At 55.0% G+C, this 22048-nt stretch carries 15 protein-coding genes and 1 riboswitch; all 15 genes read left to right on the top strand.

Features of this window, described 5'->3' with window-relative positions; translation table 11 throughout:
- Positions 1 to 232 precede the first annotated feature (232 nt).
- Entirely contained in the window at positions 233 to 2074 is a 1842-nt protein-coding gene (locus U869_RS0107100; RefSeq protein WP_025119300.1) for an AAA family ATPase, read from the top strand.
- The gene (locus U869_RS0107095) at positions 2074 to 2703 is read left to right on the top strand and encodes a 4Fe-4S single cluster domain-containing protein (RefSeq protein WP_029987223.1); all 630 of its coding nucleotides are present in this window, start codon (positions 2074 to 2076) and stop codon (positions 2701 to 2703) included. Before U869_RS0107100 ends, U869_RS0107095 begins: the two co-directional genes overlap by 1 nt.
- Before the next feature lie 23 nt (positions 2704 to 2726).
- Positions 2727 to 9029, top strand: coding sequence for an AAA domain-containing protein (locus U869_RS0107090; RefSeq protein WP_025119301.1), 6303 nt, complete (start codon positions 2727 to 2729; stop codon positions 9027 to 9029).
- On the top strand, positions 9026 to 10300 hold the full coding sequence (locus U869_RS0107085) for a hypothetical protein (RefSeq protein ID WP_025119302.1): 1275 nt from the start codon (positions 9026 to 9028) through the stop codon (positions 10298 to 10300). The genes U869_RS0107090 and U869_RS0107085 overlap by 4 nt, the downstream gene beginning before the upstream one ends.
- 216 nt (positions 10301 to 10516) lie before the next feature.
- A complete protein-coding gene (locus tag U869_RS0107080; RefSeq protein WP_025119303.1) occupies positions 10517 to 11359 on the top strand; it encodes a 23S rRNA (adenine(2030)-N(6))-methyltransferase RlmJ in 843 nt (280 codons plus the stop codon).
- 192 nt (positions 11360 to 11551) lie between these two features.
- The gene (locus U869_RS0107075) at positions 11552 to 12406 is read left to right on the top strand and encodes a tagatose bisphosphate family class II aldolase (RefSeq protein WP_025119304.1); all 855 of its coding nucleotides are present in this window, start codon (positions 11552 to 11554) and stop codon (positions 12404 to 12406) included.
- 417 nt (positions 12407 to 12823) lie between these two features.
- Positions 12824 to 14125 (top strand): tagatose-bisphosphate aldolase subunit GatZ, encoded by a 1302-nt coding sequence (gatZ, locus tag U869_RS0107070; RefSeq protein ID WP_025119305.1) that lies wholly within the window; start codon positions 12824 to 12826, stop codon positions 14123 to 14125.
- Entirely contained in the window at positions 14118 to 14615 is a 498-nt protein-coding gene (gene gatA, locus U869_RS0107065; protein ID WP_025119306.1) for a PTS galactitol transporter subunit IIA, read from the top strand. The genes gatZ and gatA overlap by 8 nt, the downstream gene beginning before the upstream one ends.
- Positions 14612 to 14896, top strand: a complete 285-nt coding sequence (gene gatB, locus U869_RS0107060) for a PTS galactitol transporter subunit IIB (protein WP_025119307.1) — start codon at positions 14612 to 14614, stop codon at positions 14894 to 14896. Before gatA ends, gatB begins: the two co-directional genes overlap by 4 nt.
- Positions 14897 to 14902: 6 nt before the next feature.
- Positions 14903 to 16285 (top strand): galactitol-specific PTS transporter subunit IIC, encoded by a 1383-nt coding sequence (locus U869_RS0107055; protein ID WP_025119308.1) that lies wholly within the window; start codon positions 14903 to 14905, stop codon positions 16283 to 16285.
- Positions 16286 to 16336: 51 nt separating this feature from the next.
- Positions 16337 to 17386 (top strand): galactitol-1-phosphate 5-dehydrogenase, encoded by a 1050-nt coding sequence (gene gatD, locus U869_RS0107050; RefSeq protein WP_025119309.1) that lies wholly within the window; start codon positions 16337 to 16339, stop codon positions 17384 to 17386.
- A 127-nt stretch (positions 17387 to 17513) separates the two neighbouring features.
- Positions 17514 to 18302 (top strand): DeoR/GlpR family DNA-binding transcription regulator, encoded by a 789-nt coding sequence (locus U869_RS0107045; RefSeq protein WP_025119310.1) that lies wholly within the window; start codon positions 17514 to 17516, stop codon positions 18300 to 18302.
- 123 nt (positions 18303 to 18425) lie between these two features.
- The gene (gene gorA, locus U869_RS0107040; RefSeq protein ID WP_025119311.1) at positions 18426 to 19778 is read left to right on the top strand and encodes a glutathione-disulfide reductase; all 1353 of its coding nucleotides are present in this window, start codon (positions 18426 to 18428) and stop codon (positions 19776 to 19778) included.
- Between the two features lie 328 nt (positions 19779 to 20106).
- A riboswitch (M-box (ykoK) riboswitch) is annotated at positions 20107 to 20280 on the top strand.
- A gap of 102 nt (positions 20281 to 20382) precedes the next feature.
- Positions 20383 to 21375: a magnesium transporter gene (locus U869_RS0107035; RefSeq protein ID WP_369795042.1), complete on the top strand. Its 993-nt coding sequence runs from the start codon at positions 20383 to 20385 to the stop codon at positions 21373 to 21375.
- 40 nt (positions 21376 to 21415) lie between these two features.
- A complete protein-coding gene (gene mgtS, locus U869_RS32865; protein WP_369795610.1) occupies positions 21416 to 21598 on the top strand; it encodes a protein MgtS in 183 nt (60 codons plus the stop codon).
- Positions 21599 to 22048: the final 450 nt, after the last annotated feature.

Genomic DNA, 22048 nt, shown 5'->3' with positions numbered 1-22048 from the left:
GTACACCAGGCCAGACAAAAATAAACTTCTCTCTAACATGGTGCTAATCGGTGGGAAAATCAATGGTGATGCGTGGTATTCAGCCCGTTTCAGATTGAGTAGTGTTCAAGCGCACCCTATCTGTCATCTCCAGGATGAATTATCCTTACGGCTAATAAGGATGCGGTACGGATGCTGCTCTCTGCAAGAGAAGCGGGACGAACTCCGGCGGAAACAATCACAAGGGATCTCAATGCAACAGCCTAATCGTTATCAGCAACCCCGTTGGATGCGCGACCTGCTGCGCTTTTTACCCTTAAAAAGCCAGTTCGTGCTGTCAGGCAACGTGCGCGATCTGCAAGCCTGTGAGATTAGCCCCGGCATCGTCACCCCCCTGGCGTTTAACCAATCGCTGCATAATGCACTGCGGGAAGCAGGCTATCAGCACGTGGTGATTTTTAATCTGCTGAATGGTTTTATGCCGATGGTGCCGCCGGGCGAAGACCCTGCACCCACACACAAGCTGCTGAGCCAATTGGGCCTTAACGTGGTAGATGGTCGCGCCAGCGGTGGAATGGATCTGTTGAGCGCCACGCTGGAAAGGCTGATTGAACTCCCCAGTGAACCGGTGGCGCTGATTGTGGATTTCGCCTCTTGCCTGATTAACCACCGGGATAACCTCTCACCGGCGGAGCATAGCCTGTTTACTCGCGCATTGGTGCTATCCCATCAGGCCCGGGCACGCCCTTACGGTGAACAGCGGCGGGCATTTTTTAATACCGTGTTGTGGGTGGTGGATAAAGAAGGCGATTTACCAGACTGGTTTTTAATCAACAACCCGCTGATCCGCCCTATCCCGGTTGCCAAACCCGATCGCATTGCCCGCCATATGTTAGCCCCCGCGCTGTTACGTTCCCTACCAGGCCAATCTGCTGACGCAGCTCGCCAAGAGCAAGCGGCTCAGGAGTTTGTGGATGAAACGGAAGGGTTACTGCTGCTGGATATGAACGCTATTGCCCGGCTGGCCCGCATTGAAGGGGTGGCCCAAGAGCAGATTAGCGACGCGGTTCGACGCTATAAAGTAGGGATCACCGAAGACCCCTGGCTGAAAATTGAGAAAGCGAAAATTCGTCAGGCCGAAGGTACCATCCAAAAACGCGTCAAAGGGCAGACGCACGCCATTACCCATATGTTGGACATCATCAAGCGTGCGGTAACAGGCGTCGGTGGCGGAAAACAAGGGGGTCGCCCCCGTGGCGTGGTCTTTTTAGCTGGCCCGACCGGTGTGGGGAAAACCGAGCTGGCCAAAACCGTCACCGAGCTGCTGTTTGGCGACGAAAGTGCCTATATCCGCTTCGATATGTCGGAATTTAGTGCCGAACATGCGGATCAACGTTTGATTGGTGCTCCGCCTGGCTATATTGGTTATAACCAGGGCGGCGAGTTGACCAACGCCATTCGGGAGAAGCCGTTTAGCGTGGTGCTGTTTGATGAGATAGAAAAGGCCCACCCACGGTTGATGGATAAGTTTTTACAGATTATCGATGACGGCGTGCTGACGTCCGGCCGTGGCGACCGGGTCTATTTCTCCGAAGCCCTGATTATTTTCACCTCCAACCTGGGTATCTATCGCTTGGATAATCACGGTGAACGGGTGGCCAACGTGCTGCCGGAAGAGCCGTTTGAAACGGTGCAGAAAAACGTCAAAGCCGAGATTGAACGCCACTTCAAGCTGGTGCTCAACCGCCCAGAGCTGCTTAACCGCATCGGTGAAAACATTATCGTTTTTGACTTTATCCGTCCCGAGGTTGCCGGGCAGATATTCAACCAGATGACAGAGAACACGTTGGCAGGGCTAACCAGGCTAGGACTGACTGTCACCCTTGGCGAGGCGGCTCTGGAGCGATTGCGTGAACTTTGTCTGGCCGACTTATCCAACGGTGGGCGTGGCATTCGTAACCATCTGGAAGCGCATTTGGTTAACCCACTTTCACGGGCGCTGTTTGATTGCGACGCACAACCGGGTGAAAGCTACCAGGTAATCGAGCTGCTGACAGGAGCCTCCACACAGCTAATCCTGAGCAGGCAACATTGATGACGGTGGGCCTGGCACGTTTGCACTTTCCGGTGACCACCCTGGGGCCGGGGAAACGTATTGGGATCTGGTTTCAGGGATGCTCTTTGCGTTGTCCCGGCTGCCTGTCGCCAGAAACCTGGCGATTCACCCGCGACAAGATAGCGATTGAGGCGCTGGTAGCACAGCTGCGCCCGTGGTATTCCCAGGCGGATGGCATCACCCTCTCCGGCGGAGAGCCTTTCGATCAGCCTGAGGCACTAGGCCGCCTGCTATCGGCCATTCGTCAGGATTTTAGCGGCAATATTCTGGTGTTTAGCGGCCACGCCTATGACGCCATCCTCCCCCATTTGAATTCCATGGTGGGATTGATCGATGCGCTGGTTTCCGGCCCGTTTGAACAACAAAGCCCACAAACGCTCAAACTGCGCGGCAGTGATAACCAAGTTTTGCATTTACTGACCGAGCTGGGTAAAACTCATTTTAGTGACTACCACCAGCCACTCAATGAGCACGAAAAAGTACTGGATATGACGCTTGATCAACAGGGAAGAGTCAGCCTGATCGGCATTCCGCGCCGGGATGATTTAATTCGGCTACGTACCCTGCTCGAACAGCAGGGGCACTCCTTTTCCCCTGTCACCAAATAACTCAGCGCCTGGAAGCTACCGCAATGATGCGTTTTTGCCCTAATTGCCATACGGAACGTGGATTAACAGAAATTTTCTGTGAGGGCCACATCAACCATCATCCCTGCGATTGGGATCTGTCTTCCGAGCCCATTCACGCCAATGGATGGCGGCCCATCGCCGTAGTCAGCGCTCAAGAAATCGTGCAGGAAGCCAACGAGAGCCTTGCCGCCTTACCAGAGACAGCACATTGCCAAAACGGCCACCCGATGGAAGACGGGGATCTGATCTGTATGGTATGCGGTGCGGATGTGGCTGATGTGGCAACGCCTCCGCCAACCATCACCCCACCTGCGGATTTCGGCACGGTGACCCAAATCGGGCATTGGCAAATCCTGCGGCGCATTAACCAGCACGACAGCATTCGTGAACGCTATCAGGCACAGCATCAGGAAAGCGGCCAGCACGGCATACTGACGCTGTACGCCTATGGCGCAGAGCCCGATATGGCCGTTTATGAGGTAGTGCGCAACCTGCCTCGCGAACATGTGCCAGAAATTCTGGAAACGGGCCGTTGGAATGCCCGGGCCTGGCAGGTCGCGGAGGAAATCACCAGCGGATCGCTGGCGGACGCGGCCACTCAAGGTGACTTCTGGCAGCCAGAAGAAATCCCCCATATCGTCAGAGAGCTGGGCAGTGCCTTGGCCAGCTTTGCAGAGCATGGTCTACGCCACCGCAATCTTCGGCCCAGCAACCTGCTGATCCGCACCCGTCATCCGCTGGATTTGGTGATTATCGAATTTGGCTCAGCCTGCCTGTCCGAATTCGATCTGGATATCGTTTCGCCGCTGGAGATCACGCGCTATAGCGCACCAGAAACCTTGGCCGGTGGCGTTGCGGCCGCCTCTGACTGGTGGAGCCTGGGGATCATTTTGCTCGAGCAGATCACACAAGGTCGCTGCTTTGACAATATCCATCCTCACGCATTTTTAATCCAGGTGTTGGCCAATGGCGTCACCCTGCCTGAGCAGCTTGATCCACAGACACGGCTGTTGCTGCGCGGGCTGTTAACTCGCGATCGCCACTTGCGCTGGCAGTGGCCAGAAGTACAAGCCTGGCTGGATGGGCGGCCGGTGGCCGTTGCGGATGAAGCGCACTCCGCCGCCGACAATCAGCAGATCGGGATTACGCTAAACCAACGGCGTTACACGCAACCCGCCGTGTTTGCCTTGTCGGCGGCAGAACAGCCTCACTGGCAAGAAGCGTTAACGCTAATGCAGCGGGGAACGCTAGTTTCGTGGGCACAGCAGGCCGGTTTGACCGACACATTACTCACTCAGTTGCAGCAAGCGGTGGAGCTGGCCGATCTGAATGACGACTATCGCCTGATGTTGGTGCTTAAGGTGCTCAATCCCCCTATGCCGCTGATCCTGCGGGGAGAGATTGTCACGCCTTCCTGGCTGCTGGAGCATCCGCAGGAAGGCCATGCCTTGTTGGTCAGTTCGTTACCGGATTTCCTTGCCCAACGCGAGCCCACACATTGGTTGTCCCAGCTAAAAGCTCGGCAAGAGCGGGTTCGCCAACGCGGGGCAAACCTGAAGATCGTCTTTAATGAAGACCTATTACGCATTCACTTATTGGCCACCTCGCGGGCGCGCCTACTGGCGATTTGGGAAGAGCAGCGCAAGCTATTTCCGGATACCCCTCATAGCGGGCTGAGAACGCTCATCGATCGGCGTAACCTGAACGAAGATGAGCTTATCCTGCTGCTCAGTGCCAGCATCGAGCAATTCACCTCGGCAGCAAGCTTGCTGGTACAGGCCAGCGAACTGGCTGGCCGATATCATATAATGAGCTTCGATCGGGATGAATCGCGCGCGCTACTGGCGCTCTCCCGTACGGAGATTTACCAGCGGTTAGCTGAGCGTATCAATGGGTTTAACCGCTGCGGCATCAACGATATTGACGACTGGGCCGCCCGCTTTATGCTGACGCGTCGCCTGCCGTTGGAGCAGGCGCTGGTGATGTTAGCCATCCCGCCCGCACAGTGGCTGGTGCCGGAAAAGCAGCGCTATATTCATCAGGTGCTGGATTTCTTTACGCGTAAGATTACCGCCTCAACGATGCGCGGTTCGTTGGTACGCATGAACATCCCCCCCCATGCCGGACGGGTCGATCTGACTGGCCTGGGCGGGCAAAGAAATAGTGCCGAAACGCTGCTCAACCATTTATTGACCCGTAGCCGCCTGCCTATCTCCGTTGATAGCCAAATCCTGTTGGACAGTGAGCAGGCTGGCCGGCAGTTACGCACGCTGTATGCGCAAACCCAGCTCTATATGCGGGATACCGGCATTAACGGGATGTATCTCGGGTTTCCCTTCATCGTGGTGAATACCCAGCCCAAGCAAATGAAGCCGCGTATCGCTCCTCTGCTGCTATGGCCGATTAACATCAATATGGAAGCAGGCATTCGTGGCATTGCCAGCCTGCGTTTCGATCACGATCGTGGAGCCGTGTGTTTAAACCCGGCGTTGGAGAATTTTGTTGGTATTCCAGCGGTTAAACGCTGGCAGGAGATTGCCGACCAACTGCTGAGCCAGGCCGCATTGAGTGCCGAAGAGGTTATCGAAAGCTTTGCAGCACTGGTGCCTGTCCAGGATCATCAACTGGTTCGCCTCCCTCCTCTGAGCGTTGAAATACCGGATGACACCAGCCGGTTGGTGGGTTCCGCCGTGCTATTCCATGCGGCCTTTATCGGCCAGGCGATCGGGGAGGATTTACGCCAGTTGCGTCAACTTTCCCCTGCGGGTACCTCGCTGGAAACAGCGTTGGGCTTAAGGCCGGATGCTACCCCTGTCGTTCAGCCAACCTCGGCACAAGAGTGCTATTTTACCGCTGCCAGCGATCCTTCGCAGGAGTCTGCCGTGTTGGCCGCGCGTAATGCACCAGGGCTGTTGATTGAAGGCCCGCCTGGCACCGGCAAGAGCCAGACCATCGTGAATATGGTCGCGGATGCCATTGGTCAGCAGCGCAGCCTGTTGATCATCTGCCAGAAACCGGCAGCGCTGGAGGTGGTATTTAAACGCATTATGGCGGGCGGCCTGGGCGATCGCGTGGTGATGGTCAAAGACGCGCAGAAAGGCCGCGATACCATCATCCGTAATATACGGGCCCAGCTTGAGACGCTGTATCAACCCGCCGAAACCAACCAGGTCAATCCCTGGATCGCATCACGCGAAAATACCGGCCGTCAGCTAGATCAGTTAGAACAGGATCTGGATGGTTATTATCGCGCCTTATATCAGCCGGATGAGTCTACTGGCATCAGCTACCGGGATTTGCTCAGTGAACTGATGGTGCTGGCAACGCATACCGAACGTTTGGAGCTACCCGCGCTGCAACCGGTACTGCAACATTGTACGCTGGCGCAGATTGAGGGCATCAAACGCGCCATTATGCCAACCATTGCGATTTGGCTGGCGGCGGATTACGAACACAGCCCGTTGGCGCAGCTCAGCCCGTTCCTGTCTAATCAAGCCACGTTGCAGGATTTTACCGCCCGTTTCACACGGTTTTGCCAGGTTGAACAGCACAGGGAGCAGGAACTGGCCAATCCGCACCGGGCCTTTGAGGTAACCGAGAGCGAGGAATATCAACAAAGCCTGGTGACGTACCAGACTGCACTGGCTTCGTTAACGGCGCAAGAATGGGCGGATCTTGCCCAATGGCTGCCGTTGTTTTACGCTCATAACGGCAGCGTCGTACAGGGCGAGCAAATTTTGGCTCAACTGGAGCAGCTTGCCGCCCGGTTACAGGAGATCGACTCTTCTGGCAGCGATCCATTGCTGTTTGCCCCGTTAGCCAACTGCGACAGCCAACGGCTAGTGCAATTAAGCCAAGCGGCAGCAGAAGCCGAGCAGCGTACGCTGTGGCAGCGTCTCAACCCTTGGTACTACCTGCGCCGCAGTAAATTACAATTATTCCTGCAACAGGTTGGGCTGCAAAACTCCCCGGATACTCTGGCACGCCTGCTGATTTCAGCCCGTTCAGAGCAGCAGTGGCGCAGCGTCAGAACAGAACTGAACCGTTTGCATCAACGTCTGAGCTTGCCGGCCATAGGGCCGTTGGACAGCCTGGCATTAACCCGCCAGTTAGCTACCACCCAACGGGATCTGCGCAATATCCGCGCACAATATCTGCGCTTATCGAGCGCTGCGGGTATTCAGCGCCTGATCCCCGCCATTATTGACCACCAGCAGGCTGGTTTTGCACGGGAATGTGAAGAGATCGCCGCCGCTATTGCGCGCTGTGTGGCCCGAAAGGCCAGCGCCGAAGCGTTAGAAGAGCTCCAAGGCTGGCTGGAAAATGCTGCCAGCGAAACCTTTGCCCAAGCCATCCAGCAAAATCGCCCGCTAAGCGCCACCCTTGAGGCCATTACCGCTGCGCTACCTACGTTAGCAGCCTATCAGCAGTTCCGGCCCGTTGCCGCCCAACTGGATGCCACCAGCCTGAACATTCTGGCTATTTTGCGCCAACAGACCACCACGCTGGCGAGCTTCGAACCCCAGCGGCTGGCATTAGTGGTTGAGCAGGCGTTAGATCGCGAGATGCGCCTGGTTTGGAAACAGCAGTTGGAATGGCGGTTGCCGATACTGCTGCAACCCCCTTCAGCGATCCACGATCGGATTGAGCAGTTGACCATCGCCGACGGCAAAATGCGCGCCTTGAACAAGCTGGAACTGACGGAAGCGATCAAAATGGAGAATGTCAGCCCGCTGCGCGCCTGGGAGGAGATCACCCGCCTGACCGGCAAGCGAGCTCGCCGGCTGAGGGAGTTTATCGAGCAAGGCAGCTCGTTGGGGCTCATGCATCTGCGACCAGTCTGGCTAATGACACCGGACGTTGCCAGCCAGGTATTGCCGCTGAAGGCCGGGCTATTCGATACGGTAATTTATGACGAAGCCTCCCAGATGCCGGTGGAATATGCGTTGCCGACGCTGTTTCGCAGCCGCAACATGGTGGTCAGCGGGGATGAAAAACAGATGCCGCCATCCGCGTTCTTCTCAGGCAAGGCCGTGGTCGAAGACGATGCTGATGATGACGAAGAACTGCTTGAAACAGATGGTGCCCAGCAGGAAGAGCAGGCCGAAAGCTGGGACTATCGGCAAATCAGCGACTGCCCGGACCTGCTGCACCTGGCCCGCACGGTATTACCGAGCCAAACGCTGGCCATCCACTATCGCTCTGCCTATCGGCAGTTGATTAGCTTCTCCAACCATGCGTTCTATGAGAACCGGCTAAACATTCCGGTCCAGCACTCGGGCAAAATGATTGCGGCGGTCAAGCCGGTGTCGCTGATGATGGTCAATGGGCTATATCAAAACCAGAGTAACCAGCGGGAGGCTGAACAGGTCGCCAGCGTGCTGGCGGAAATTTGGCAGCAGCCTTATGCAGCACGCCCGTCCGTTGGTGTGGTGACGTTCAACCAAAAGCAGGCGCAGTTGATCCAAAACGTGCTGGAAGCCTGGGCCGAACAGTCTGACGGTTTCCGCCAGGCTTACCGCGAAGAGCAACAGCGGCTGGAAGAGGATGAGGATATGTCCTTCTTTGTGAAGAACGTGGAAAACGTGCAGGGGGATGAACGGGACGTGATTATCTTCTCCACCACCTTTGGCCGTAATACCCAGGGTACCTTCCGGCGTAACTTCGGTATTCTTGGCCAACAGGGGGGAGAACGACGCTTGAACGTGGCCATCACCCGTGCCAGAAATCAGGTGATGATTATTTCCTCCATGCCGATTGCGGAGATTTCCGATCTGCTGACCACCCGTCGTCAGCCGGATATTCCACGCGACTTCCTGCAAGGCTATCTGGAATATGCCCGCTGTTTAACAGCAGGTGAGTTTGCGCAAAGTCAGGCGCTATTGATGCGCATGAACCGTACCGAGTTAGCCAGCCGGGCACCGACGGAGCAGCGTGATGGTTTTGTGCAATCGGTCGTTGAGTATATCCAGTCGCAAGGTTGGTTAATTGCCGAGTCTGCGCAGGATGGCGCTTTCTATTTTGACTGCATTATCGAAGACCCATCAACGGGCCGCTATTTACTGGGTATTGAGTGCGATATGCCACGTCATGCGCTGTTGCAACATGCCAGAGCGCGGGAGCTATGGCGCCCATCGGTATTAAAACGGGTGACCGCAATGCGTCATCGTATCTCGATTCAACAATGGTATCACCATGGCCATGAGGAGCGTCTGCGTTTAACGCAGGCCATCACCCAAGCCATGGGTTTGGAGCAGCAGCCGGTGGTTACCGCCGAACAGGCTATCAGCGAGGAAATGCTATGAGTTCGTCAGTCCATACTATTCGGGCCAAAAGTGAAGATATTGCCGACAACCGCCGTTCGATGGCCTGCCTGGGCGCATTGATGAAGCAGTGGGAGGCGCTCAATCGCCAAAATAACGCCGCCGATCCGCTGGCGCTGGAGCAAATACGCCAGCGCTACCAGAGAATGCAACGCAATAGCGCCAATCTCTACCTACATAGTGTTGAGAGCTTCGCCAGTTTGACCGCACAAATTCCAGGTATGATCGCGTTTATTCGCCAGGATATTGCACAAACGCAGGAAATACTGATTGAGCAGCATGCTGAGCAGCGCCAACGGCAACGAGCGCGGCAGAGCAGTACCGATGCGGAGCTGGCTTTACGCCAGACGATGCTGGCCACCGAGCAACAACCAAGAGGTTTGACTGAAGAACAGCAAGCGCTGGTGCAACGTCTGAAAGATACGCAGCCAGAGCTTATGGCTAGCCACCAGCACGAGCAGCATCCTGCCTCTCAGCGCTTGGGGCGTATTGACCGCCATATCGCCGAATTAGCCATCCTGGATCCGCAGTGGGATATCAGCGCCTTTACTCACCGGGCAGCGGAGCTGGAACGGCTTGCGCAGGACGAGAGCTGGAACATGCTCGGTGATTCGCTCACGCTGGATTTGGCCGAAGCGACGCGCGCTGCCAGAACACTGGCGGAACAAAGGCAACAGCTTGGCCTGCTGATTGCCGGATTGGGCAGCTATAACACCGCCGAAGCCAACGAATTGATAGCACGTTTAAATCTGGTGCTCACTTCCCGTGAATTACCGCTATTACTCGACGCGATTGCTACGGCTCAGGCCGCCACGGAACAGCAGCAATTGCATATTGCCGCGCTGGCCAGGCGTGAAGCCGTGCTCACCGGGTTGGCAAAGCTGGGCTACGAGGTGCATGAAAGCGATGCGCAAACCTGGTCCGAAGAGGGGAAAGTGGTGATCGGCAAACCGGCAACGCCAGGCTATGGTCTTGAGCTAGCCGGAGCACAGGGGAGTGAACGCTTCCAGGTGCGGGCGGTGGCCTTCTCTGAACAGCGGGATACGCAGCGAGATAGTGATATTGAGTCAATCTGGTGTGGCGAACAGCAAAAACTCGAGCAAATACTGCAACAAACCGGCGATGCGCTGACATTAGAACGTGCGCTTCCTGCGGGATCTTCAGCGCTTAAAGTGGTGAAACCTGCCAATACGCTGGCAGATCAGGCCGATTATCGTTACCGTGGGGACCATAGCCGCAGCCTGGATGAGTAAGCGGGCGCAGCATGCGGCGCCCCTACAGATCCAGCAACATGGCACTGTTTACCGACTTCGATATCCAGGTAAACCAAAAATATGCCACAATGCAGGCTCAGGAAGTCGCATAGTTTTAAGCCAGGTTTATCCAAGCTTTTTCACGTCGAGAACTCTCAACCTGCCAGAATAAATGCTTTCGATAATAGTGCATTAAAATCAATCGGATAAAAATAAATGTTAAGTTACCGCCACAGTTTTCACGCCGGCAACCACGCCGACGTGCTCAAGCATACCGTTCAGAGCCTGATCATTGAGGCGCTGAAAGAAAAAGATAAGCCGCTGCTGTATCTGGATACCCACTCCGGTGCCGGGCGCTATCAGCTGAGCGGTGAGCACGCCGAACGCACCGGGGAATACCTGGAGGGTATCGGCCTGCTGTGGCAACGTGACGATCTGCCGGAAGAACTGGCGGCCTACATGAGCGTCGTCCATAACTTCAACCGTTCTGGTACCCTGCGCTACTACCCTGGTTCGCCGCTAATCGCCCGCCAGTTGCTGCGCCCGCAGGATGAGCTCCATTTGACCGAGCTGCATCCAAGCGATTTCCCGCTGCTGCGTAATGAATTCCAGAAAGACGAGCGATCCAAGGTGCTGCGCGCCGACGGTTATCAGCAGTTAAAATCTCAGCTGCCGCCCGCATCACGCCGTGGCCTGATCCTGATGGACCCACCCTATGAGATGAAAACCGATTACCAAGATGTGGTGAAAGGCATTCAGGAAGGCTATAAGCGGTTTGCCACCGGCACCTATGCCCTGTGGTATCCGGTGGTGATGCGCCAGCAGATCAAACGCATGCTCAAAGAGCTGGAAGCGACCGGCATTCGCCGTATCCTGCAAATCGAACTGGCGGTGAAACCCGACAGCGATCAACGCGGGATGACCGCCTCAGGCATGATCGTGATTAACCCACCTTGGAAACTGGAACAGCAGATGAACAACGTGCTGCCATGGCTGCACAACGTGCTGGTGCCGAGCGGCATTGGTCACCATCTGGTGAGCTGGGTCGTGCCAGAATAAGTTCTTTGTTGGTCGCCCGCCTGGGCGACCAACCGCAGTTCCCTTCTCAATTCTCTCCCAATTTCACCCTTCCTTTTGCTTCGATCTTTTGCCGATCGGGATCACACGCGAAAAATAACTGTTTGCTTATTTTAACTTTCGATTAGATGATGAATATCGAAAGATAACGTAACTAAAAACAGGAGGCAGCCGGTGTTCATCATTTCGACCCACAATATGCTGCAAAAGGCACAACAACAGGGCTATGCCGTACCGGCCTTTAACATCCATAACCTGGAAACCATGCAGGTGGTGGCAGAAACCGCCGCACAAATGCGCTCGCCGGTGATCCTGGCCGGTACGCCTGGCACCTATCTCTATGCGGGAACAGCCAATGTTGTCGCCATCGTCAAACAACTGGCCGCTGAATACCGTATCCCGCTGGCTGTGCATCTGGATCCCCATGAAACGTTGCAGGATATTGCAACCAAGGTGAATTCAGGGATCCGCTCGGCCATGATCGATGGCTCGCATCTGCCCTTTGCGGAAAATATTGCCCTGGTGCGGCAGGTGGCAGAGTTTTGCCATCGCTATGATGTCAGCGTTGAAGCGGAGCTAGGGAGGCTTGGCGGAGTGGGGGATGGCATCAGCGTTGATGCCAGGGACGCTCGCTATACTTCGCCGCAGCAGGCCGAGGAGTTTGTTCACGCCACCGGCATCGATTCACTGGCGGTGGCAATTGGTACGGCTCACGGGCTCTATCAGGGCAAGCCGGAGCTGGATTTCATCCGCCTTGGCCAGATCCGTGACCGAGTCAGTATCCCCCTGGTATTGCACGGTGCATCGGGCTTGCCAGATGCTGATATTCAGCAGGCGATTCGGTTGGGAGTATGCAAAGTGAACGTGGCAACGGAGCTGAAAATCGCCTTTTCCGATGCGCTGAAACAGCATTTGGCAGAACATCCGCAGGCCAACGATCCGCGTTACTATATGCAGCCTGCCAAGCTGGCGATGCAGCAGGTGGTGCAAAAGGTGATTCAGGTTTGTGGTTGTGAAGGCAGGCTTTAGACTTTGCGACAATCCCCTCACCCTAACCCTCTCCCACAGGGAGAGGGGACTGTACGTGCCACAATTTAGCCTCGCATCCAACCGCACCAACGCCTCAATTTAACCAGCCCAAAATGTGCACCTGTCCCAACCACAACGCCGCGCTGGCTCCCTCTCCCTATGGGAGAGGGTTGGGGTGAGGGGGAAACTACACTTTCACTTTATTGCGAATGACCGCTCCGCTCGTAACTGAAAAAACCTAATAAACTGATTTTAAACATATAAAATAAACTCCCTCATAATCACTCCCCATCACACTGAAAGTACCGCCACGAAAAATAGCGGTAAAGATTTCGATCTTGATCACGAATAATACAAAAGTGGATTGCTAACCTTTCGAAACATTACGATTATATTCGTAAGAAAACGGAGGGTAGAATGAAAAATATTATCGCAAGACACAAAGCCGGGGAGCCGATCGGTATCTGCTCTGTCTGTTCGGCGCACCCATTAGTGATTGAAGCCGCATTACGCCTGGATCTGCACAGCGATCGTCAGGTGCTGATCGAGGCCACTTCCAACCAGGTTAATCAGTTTGGCGGTTACACCGGTATGAAACCGGCGGATTTTCGGCAGTTTGTCTGCGATATCGCGGCAACCGTCGGCTTTCCGCTCTCCCGGCTGCTGTTAGGGGGCGACCATTTAGGCCCTAACTGTTGGCAAAACGAGCCCGCAGCCAGCGCAATGGAAAAGGCCGAAGTGCTGATCGCCGATTACGTCAAAGCCGGATTCAGCAAGATCCACCTAGATGCTTCCATGTCCTGTGCCGATGATCCGATCCCACTGGATCCCCATGTCGTGGCAGAACGCGCCGCCCGCCTGTGCCAAATCGCCGAGCAGGTCGCCACCCCGGAGCAAAAACAACAGCTGACCTATGTGATCGGCACCGAAGTGCCGGTTCCTGGAGGGGAATCCTCCGCCATTGGCAGCGTACATATCACTCACGCGACGGATGCCGCCGACACGCTGGAAACTCACTATCAGGCGTTCCGCAAGGCTGGCTTGGCAGCGGCGCTCCCTAGGATCATCGCCGTAGTCGTACAGCCAGGAGTGGAATTCGACCACTCACAGGTGATCGCTTACCAACCGCAGCTGGCACGCGAGCTTTCCCAGTTTATTACCACCACACCGCTGGTCTATGAGGCGCACTCTACCGATTACCAAACCCGAGATGCCTATCAGCAACTGGTGCGCGACCACTTCGCCATTCTCAAGGTGGGACCAGCCCTGACGTTCGCCCTGCGCGAAGCGGTATTTGCGCTGGCCAGCATCGAGCAGGCCCTGATCGCCCCGGAAAAACGCAGCCAGATCCTGGCGGTCATTGACGCAGTGATGCTCGATGAGCCGGATTACTGGAAAAAGTATTACCACCCGACGTTCAGCCGCTCGCTGATCGACCTGCATTTCAGCCTGTCGGACCGTATCCGTTACTACTGGCCTCACCCACGTATCGCGCAGAGTATGACTACGCTACTGAATAATCTCGACCAACAAGAGATCCCCGCCGGGCTGCTGAGCCAATACTTCCCGCTGCAATATCAGCGCGTAATGGAACGCAAGCTGGCAAAACAACCTCATGCGCTGATGATCGACAAAATTCAGGATGTGCTACGCGCCTATCGCTTCGGCTGTACCCCCGCAGAACAAACCAAAAACGCCAAGGAGAGCGCCCATGCATAGCAGCCAACTGTTCGTTCGCACCGGCATCAGCTTTGCCGATGCGCAGCAGGCGCTGGAGCACATTGGCATCACCATGCTCAACGCCGGAGTGGTTCACAGCAGCTATCCGCAGGCGTTGCTGGTACGCGAGAACACTTATCCCACCGGCATCGCCCTTGAGCAGCACGCGGTTGCCATCCCCCATTGTGAAGCGGAGCATGCACGCGCTCCGGCTATTTACCTGATCCGCCCTGACCAGACAGTGCCTTTCGCACAGGCGGATGATGACGGCACGATCGACGTGGCGCTGATTATCGCGCTGATCGTTACCGACCCGGCGGCACAGTTGGTTTTACTGCGCACGCTGTTTGGCCAGTTGCAGCATCCCGAATTTATCAATGCGCTGCTGACCGCCCCGGAAGACCAACTGGGCGATATTTTTGCCCAGCGGGTTTTCACTTCGCCCTCCCGACCACAACAAAAAACACAATATGAAGGAGCCACACTGTGAAACGTAAAATTATCGTTGCCTGCGGCGGTGCCGTTGCCACCTCCACCATGGCCGCAGAAGAGATCAAAGAGCTGTGCGCGGAGCACCACATCGAACTGGATTTGGTGCAGTGCCGCGTGACCGAGATTGAAACCTATATGGACGATGCCGACCTGATCTGCACCACCGCCCGCGTCGACCGGCAGTTTGGCGATATTCCATTGGTCCACGGCATGCCGTTTGTTTCCGGCGTGGGTATCGATGCGCTGAAACAAAAAATACTGACCATTCTGACGGAGTAGTAGCCCATGTTTACCGACATCATGCGTTACATCCTCGATCTCGGCCCTACGGTGATGCTGCCTATCGTGATCATCATCTTCTCGCTGATTTTAGGGATGAAATTAGGGGATTCATTTAAATCCGGCATTCATATTGGCATCGGTTTCGTCGGTATCGGGCTGGTCATCGGTCTGATGCTGGACTCGATCGGCCCGGCGGCAAAATCGATGGCCGAGCAGTTCCAGATCAACCTGCACGTGGTGGATATCGGCTGGCCAGGTTCCTCACCGATGACCTGGGCCTCACAGATTGCCCTGATCGCTATCCCGGTGGCGATTGCGGTCAACATTGTGATGCTGCTGACGCGTATGACCCGCGTAGTTAACGTGGATATCTGGAACATCTGGCACATGACCTTTACCGGTGCCATGGTGCATCTGGCCACCGGTTCATACTGGCTGGGTATGCTGGGCGTGGTGGTGCATGCCGCCTTCGTCTACAAACTGGGGGACTGGTTCGCCAAAGACACCCGCGACTTCTTCGGGCTGGAAGGAATTGCCATTCCGCACGGCACCTCCGCCTATATGGGACCGATCGCCGTGCTGGTGGACACTATTATCGAGAAGATCCCTGGCCTGAACCGTATTCACTTCAGCGCAGACGACGTCCAGAAACGCTTTGGCCCGTTCGGCGAACCAGTGACCGTCGGCTTTGTGATGGGGCTGATCATCGGTGCGCTGGCCGGTTATGACCTGAAGGGCATTCTGCAACTGGCGGTAAAAACCGCGGCGGTGATGCTGTTGATGCCACGGGTGATCAAACCGATCATGGATGGCCTGACGCCAATCGCCAAGCATGCCCGTAAACGCCTGCAAGCGCGTTTTGGTGGCCAGGAGTTTCTTATCGGCCTCGATCCGGCACTGTTGCTTGGCCATACCGCCGTGGTCTCCGCCAGCCTGATCTTTATCCCGCTGACCATTCTGATCGCCGTGATCGTCCCTGGTAACCAGGTGCTGCCGTTTGGCGATCTGGCGACCATCGGTTTCTTTGTGGCGATCGCCGTCGCGGTGCATCAGGGCAACCTGTTCCGCACGCTGATCTCGGGTTTCATCATCATGAGCATCACGCTGTGGATCGCCACCCAAACCATCGGGCTGCATACCCAACTGGCTGCCAATGCCGGTGCCCTGAAAGCGGGCGGCGTCGTGGCTTCGATGGACCAAGGTGGCTCACCGATTACCTATCTGCTGATCCAGCTACTCACCTGGCAAAACGTGGTGGGTCTGGTGGTTATCGGTGCCATTTACGCCATCGGGGTGTTCCTCACCTGGCGCCGTGCCCGTCAATTTGCTCAGGCTGAAGCCACTGCCAAACAACAGGCTGCCAAAAGCCTCAACGCTATGTCCTGATCCTTCGGGGGAGCTTACCTCCCCCCTCTCTATCTCTACGGAGTTCAAGTTATGCAATCAGTCGTGATCCACACGGAGGGAGAAGTGCGCGTTGAAGAACGCCCCGCTCCTGCTATTGAGGCCGCCGACGAGGTGTTGGTTCGGGTGGCCTATTCCGGACTATGCGGTTCAGATATCCCCCGCATTTTCGCCAAGGGCGCGCATTTTTACCCGATTACCCTGGGGCATGAGTTCAGTGGCCGGGTCGTGGCCTGCGGCGACCGGGTTACCGATCTGCGTGAGCATGATGCCGTGGCCTGTGTCCCTTTATTACCGTGCTTTGACTGCCCGGAATGCCAGCGCCATTACTATTCGCTGTGCAAGCATTACCAGTTCGTCGGCTCACGCAGCCACGGCGGCAATGCGGAATTTATCGTGGTCAAACGTGCCAACCTGGTGAAGTTGCCTGCCAACGTCAGCTTATTGCAGGGGGCGTTTATTGAGCCTATCACCGTCGGCCTGCATGCCATTCAGTTGGCCGGGGGCTGTCAGGGCAAAGAGGTGATCATCATTGGGGCCGGAACCATCGGCCAACTGGCAATCCAGTGTGCCCGAGCAATGGGCGCGCGCAGCGTCACGGCGATCGATATCAATGATGATCGGCTTAAGCTGGCACGCCAGATCGGCGCGGAAGAGGCGTTTAACAGCGCGGAGCTTAGCCCCTCGGAGATAGCCGAACGCTTGCAGGAGCGCCGCTTCGATCAGCTGATTTTGGAAACCGCTGGCACGCCGCAAACGGTCGGGCTGGCGCTGGATATCGCCGGGCCCCGTGCACAAATCGCCTTGGTGGGAACACTGCATAAAGATCTGCACCTGTCCTACAGCACCTTCAGCCAGATCCTGCGCAAGGAGCTGACGCTGCTGGGCAGTTGGATGAACTATTCGGCTCCATGGCCAGGGGAAGAGTGGCAGCAGGCCATGAAGCTGTTCCAATCGGCGGACCTGGCGCTGGAACCGTTGATTGCCAGCATCGATCGACCGCAGCAATACGCCGCCAGCGTTGCGGCCTTGGCTGGCAAGCCGATGCAGGGAAAAATCATGCTCAAACTCGGCGAAGAATGATATTTAGCCACTGGCTGCCCTGAGGCAGCCATTATTTAGCCTCAATTCTCATCTCCTCGATCTTTAGCTCCCCTTTCATATCCCTTTCGCATAAAATAAAAGCAAAACATTTCGATAGGTCAGGATGATGAATTCTTTTGAAAGACGAAACAAAATTGTCGACTTGGTTCAGCAGAACGGCAGCATCTTGGTCAGCGATCTTTCGAACTCCTTCGGAATTTCTGAGGTTACCATCCGCGCTGACCTGCGCCTGCTGGAAGAAAAAGGCCTGCTGATCCGCTTCCACGGCGGTGCCGCCAGGCCGGGCAGCCAGTTGGAACAGGAGGTCGAGGCGCCAAAAACCACCGGAGAGGTCATCCTGGAGGAGCGCTACCAACTGGCCAAAGATCCGAAAAAGCGCATTGCGTTAAAAGCGGCGGCGATGGTCAACCCCGGCGATACGGTGATCCTCGACAGCGGTAGCACCACCATGCTGATCGCCGAAGAGCTGGTCAAGATGGGCAATATCACGGTGATCACCAATAACCTGCCCGCCGCCTTTGCGCTTTCCGACAATAAAGACATCACGCTGGTGCTGTGTGGTGGCACATTGCGCCACAAGACGCGTTCCATGCACGGCTCCATAGCGGAACTCTCCTTACAGGGCATTGCCGGTGACGTGATGTTCGTCGGGGCCGATGGGTTGGACGCCACCAACGGCATCACCACCTTTAATGAAGGTTATTCGATTAGCGGCGTGATGGCTCAGGCGGCCAAGCGCGTGGTCGCGGTGGTCGATTCCACCAAGTTCGGCCGCCGTGGTTTCAATCTGGTGCTGCCGATGAGCCAGATTGACATGATCATTACCGATACGGGCATCAGCAGTACCGATCGCCAGGCGCTCGACAGGGCCAAACCCGAATTAATTATCGTGTAAAATCAACCGGGCAGAGGATCAAGCCTCTGCCTATTACAGCCATCGACGCAATCTTTGCGACAACCCCCTATCAGGCGTTAAACTCTTACCCTTCTCGAATCACACAACTCATGGAAAACCCAGATGACGAAACATTACGATTATCTAGCAATTGGCGGCGGCAGCGGCGGTATCGCATCGATCAACCGGGCAGCCATGTATGGCCAGAAATGCGCACTGATTGAAGCCAAAGAACTTGGCGGCACCTGCGTTAACGTGGGTTGTGTCCCGAAAAAAGTCATGTGGCATGCGGCACAGATCGCCGAGGCCATTCACCAGTACGGCCCGGATTACGGCTTCGATACCACCGTCAACGCCTTTGACTGGAAGCGTCTGATCGCTAACCGCACTGCTTACATCGATCGCATCCATGCCTCTTACGACAACGTGCTGGGCAAAAACAAGGTCGACGTAATCAAAGGTTTTGCCCGCTTTATCGACGCGCATACCGTGGAAGTCAACGGTGAGAAAATCACCGCCGACCATATTCTGATCGCCACCGGTGGCCGCCCGAGCCATCCGTCTATCCCGGGTGCCGAATACGGCATCGACTCCGACGGCTTCTTTGAGCTGGATGCCATGCCAAAACGCGTGGCAGTGGTGGGTGCAGGCTATATCGCGGTAGAAATTGCCGGTGTGATGAACGCACTGGGTGCAGAAACGCATCTGTTCGTGCGTAAACACGCCCCGCTGCGTACCTTCGATCCGATGATTGTAGAAACGTTGGTTGAGGTGATGAACACCGAAGGGCCAACCCTGCACACCGAATCGATTCCTAAATCCATCGTCAAAAACGCCGACGGTAGCCTGACTCTGGCATTGGAAAACGGCAAAGAGTTCACCGTCGACAGCCTGGTCTGGGCTATCGGCCGCGAGCCTGCGACCGACAACCTCAACCTGGCGGCAACTGGCGTAAAAACCAATGCCAAAGGTTACATTGAGGTCGACAAATTCCAGAACACCAACGTGAAAGGCATCTACGCGGTGGGTGACAACACGGGTGCGGTTGAGCTGACCCCAGTAGCCGTGGCCGCTGGCCGTCGCCTGTCTGAGCGCCTGTTCAACAACAAGCCGGACGAGCATCTGGATTACAGCAACATCGCCACCGTGGTGTTCAGCCATCCGCCGATCGGCACCATTGGCCTGACCGAACCACAGGCGAAAGAGCAGTTTGGCGAAGACAACGTGAAGGTCTATAAATCCTCTTTCACCGCCATGTACAGTGCCGTGACTCAGCATCGCCAGCCGTGCCGCATGAAGCTGGTATGCGTGGGTAAAGAAGAGAAGATCGTTGGCCTGCACGGGATTGGTTTTGGTATGGATGAGATCCTGCAAGGCTTCGCCGTGGCGATTAAAATGGGCGCAACCAAGAAAGACTTCGACAATACCGTGGCGATCCACCCGACCGCAGCGGAAGAGTTCGTGACCATGCGGTAAGGGTGTATGCCTGCACCGTTGTAACTCTGGAAAACCGACTGTAAAAGGTCGGTTTTTTCATTTATGTCACTGGGTAAATCATTTAATCCGCTGGCCATGTTTTATATATATCGCTTGACGTAATAGGCTTATATTTCTCACCTGAATATCAGATCGTATTACCGGAAGACATTCTCTAAAGATGCCATTTTATTAATAACCTTTAATATAAACAACCCATTTAAATACGGAGCAGCAAGCCAGAAACTTCCTAAATATAACCTCAACGAACTGCTGATTATCGAGCACTCCTGGTGCGAGCGAGCCTATAATCGCCGCGTAGTAATTTGCAGTATCTCGTTTGGCGAGGCTCCTATACAAACACAGGTTACTGATCTGACGACATCGAGAGATGCCCAAGGTTAAGACAGGCTTTATCGGATTAAGGTTTAGCCCAAGGTAACTTCTGAAGATTTTTTCAGATACGTTGTATAGTGCTAAAACCTGGACGCGGAGATAGGCTTCCTGCACTCCCTCTTTGGTTAACGCCCCTATGCGATTCACTGTTGAAGTTTAAACAGCAATAGGGACTAACATGATTAAATCAATTCCATACTCTTCGGCGATGGCCGTTGCCGCACCAGCGGCACATGACGAGTCATCCATTGCCAACTATATGAGCGCTGACTTTATTACCGTCTCCGGCACCATGACGGTCGATGAAGCCAAGGATTACTTCCTCACGCAGTTGCAAACCGATGAAATTCCAACACAACTGTTTATCACCGCGGATGATTACCATCTCCGGGGCATGCTGTCGGTAAAAAAATTGCTGCAATGCCGGGAAGGCGACAGGGCTATCGGTTCGATGATGAACCATACCTATTTCCACGTCTCTCCGGATGATGACAGAAATGATGTGGCACATTTATTGGGCAAAGGTGGCCTGGATGTGGTGCCGGTGGTGGTCAACAAAACGCTGGTGGGTGTGCTTGGCGAAAAAGAAATCGCTCGGTTGATTGAAGACGAAAATACCGAGGATGCGCAACGTCAGGGCGCCAGCCTGCCGCTGGATAAGCCTTATCTGGAAACCAGCCCCTGGGCATTATGGCGTAAACGCGTGGTCTGGTTGTTGCTGCTGTTTGTAGCTGAAGCCTATACCGGCAACGTGCTGAAAGCGTTTGAGGAGCAACTGGAAGCAGCCATTGCCTTGGCCTTCTTTATTCCGCTACTGATAGGCACCGGGGGTAACAGCGGTACGCAGATCACATCAACCTTGGTACGGGCAATGGCGTTGGGAGAGGTCAGCCTGCGTAACCTGGGTTCGGTGATCCGCAAAGAGGTGAGCACTTCACTGTTGATTGCCGTCACCATTGGGCTGGCTGCCTGGGTACGGGCCTGGATAATGGGCGTCGGCATGGATGTCACCATGGTGGTCAGCCTGTCGTTAGTGGCGATCACGGTGTGGAGCGCTATCGTCTCTTCCATTATTCCTATGTTACTGAAAAAGTCTGGGATCGATCCAGCAGTGGTATCCGCTCCGTTTATCGCCACCTTTATTGACGGTACCGGGCTGATTATCTATTTCAAAATTGCTCAGGCAGTACTGGGTATATAAAGCAATTGGCGGGTTTCTGCCGGTGCAGAGGCCCGTCACCATGGAGGTGCGTCAATACTATGGACTACGTTTCCAACGCATTTTTAATCACAGAGGTCGTTATAGATTACAGCTAACCGAGGATAGCATTATGGGAAATATGATGGTTTTTATGGGCTTTTTGTTTTTCATCAGCACAATGGGGCTGGCTGCAGCCTACTTGAGCACCCGATGGGATGACTAATGAACGAAAAAGATCCACCTAGAATCATCCTCCCTGTGACCTCATCAATCGTTGCGGGGAGGATGAAACAACAGCCATAAACTGACGGTATTCACCGCGCGTGACGATGATGATGATTTTTATACTTGGGTTGCTTTACGCTATTTTTATGATCTCGGCAGGTATTAATGAAATTTATCTACACTCAACCGGTCAACCCGCATTTCTTTCCTGTTTGTTGCTGACGGGTTCCGCAAGTATGCTGCTGGTGGCTTTTATCTGGCAATGTTCCTCAAGAAACAAAAGCTGATTTTTTAATTCGTATCAGAGCCGTACTATGCACAATGAAAAGCAGACCGTTGCCAGAAACTCGATGATTATCAGCGGATTGTTGGCGTTAGGTAAATTTGTAGCTGGGATATTTACCGGCAGTATTGGCCTGATATCCGAGGTGCTGCCTCCAATTAGTAG

This window comes from Serratia sp. H1w (genome assembly GCF_000633355.1).
In the GTDB taxonomy this organism is placed as follows: Bacteria; Pseudomonadota; Gammaproteobacteria; order Enterobacterales; family Enterobacteriaceae; genus Chania.
Note: the sequence above shows the minus strand (reverse complement) of the source record. Positions and strands in the feature narration are given on the sequence as shown.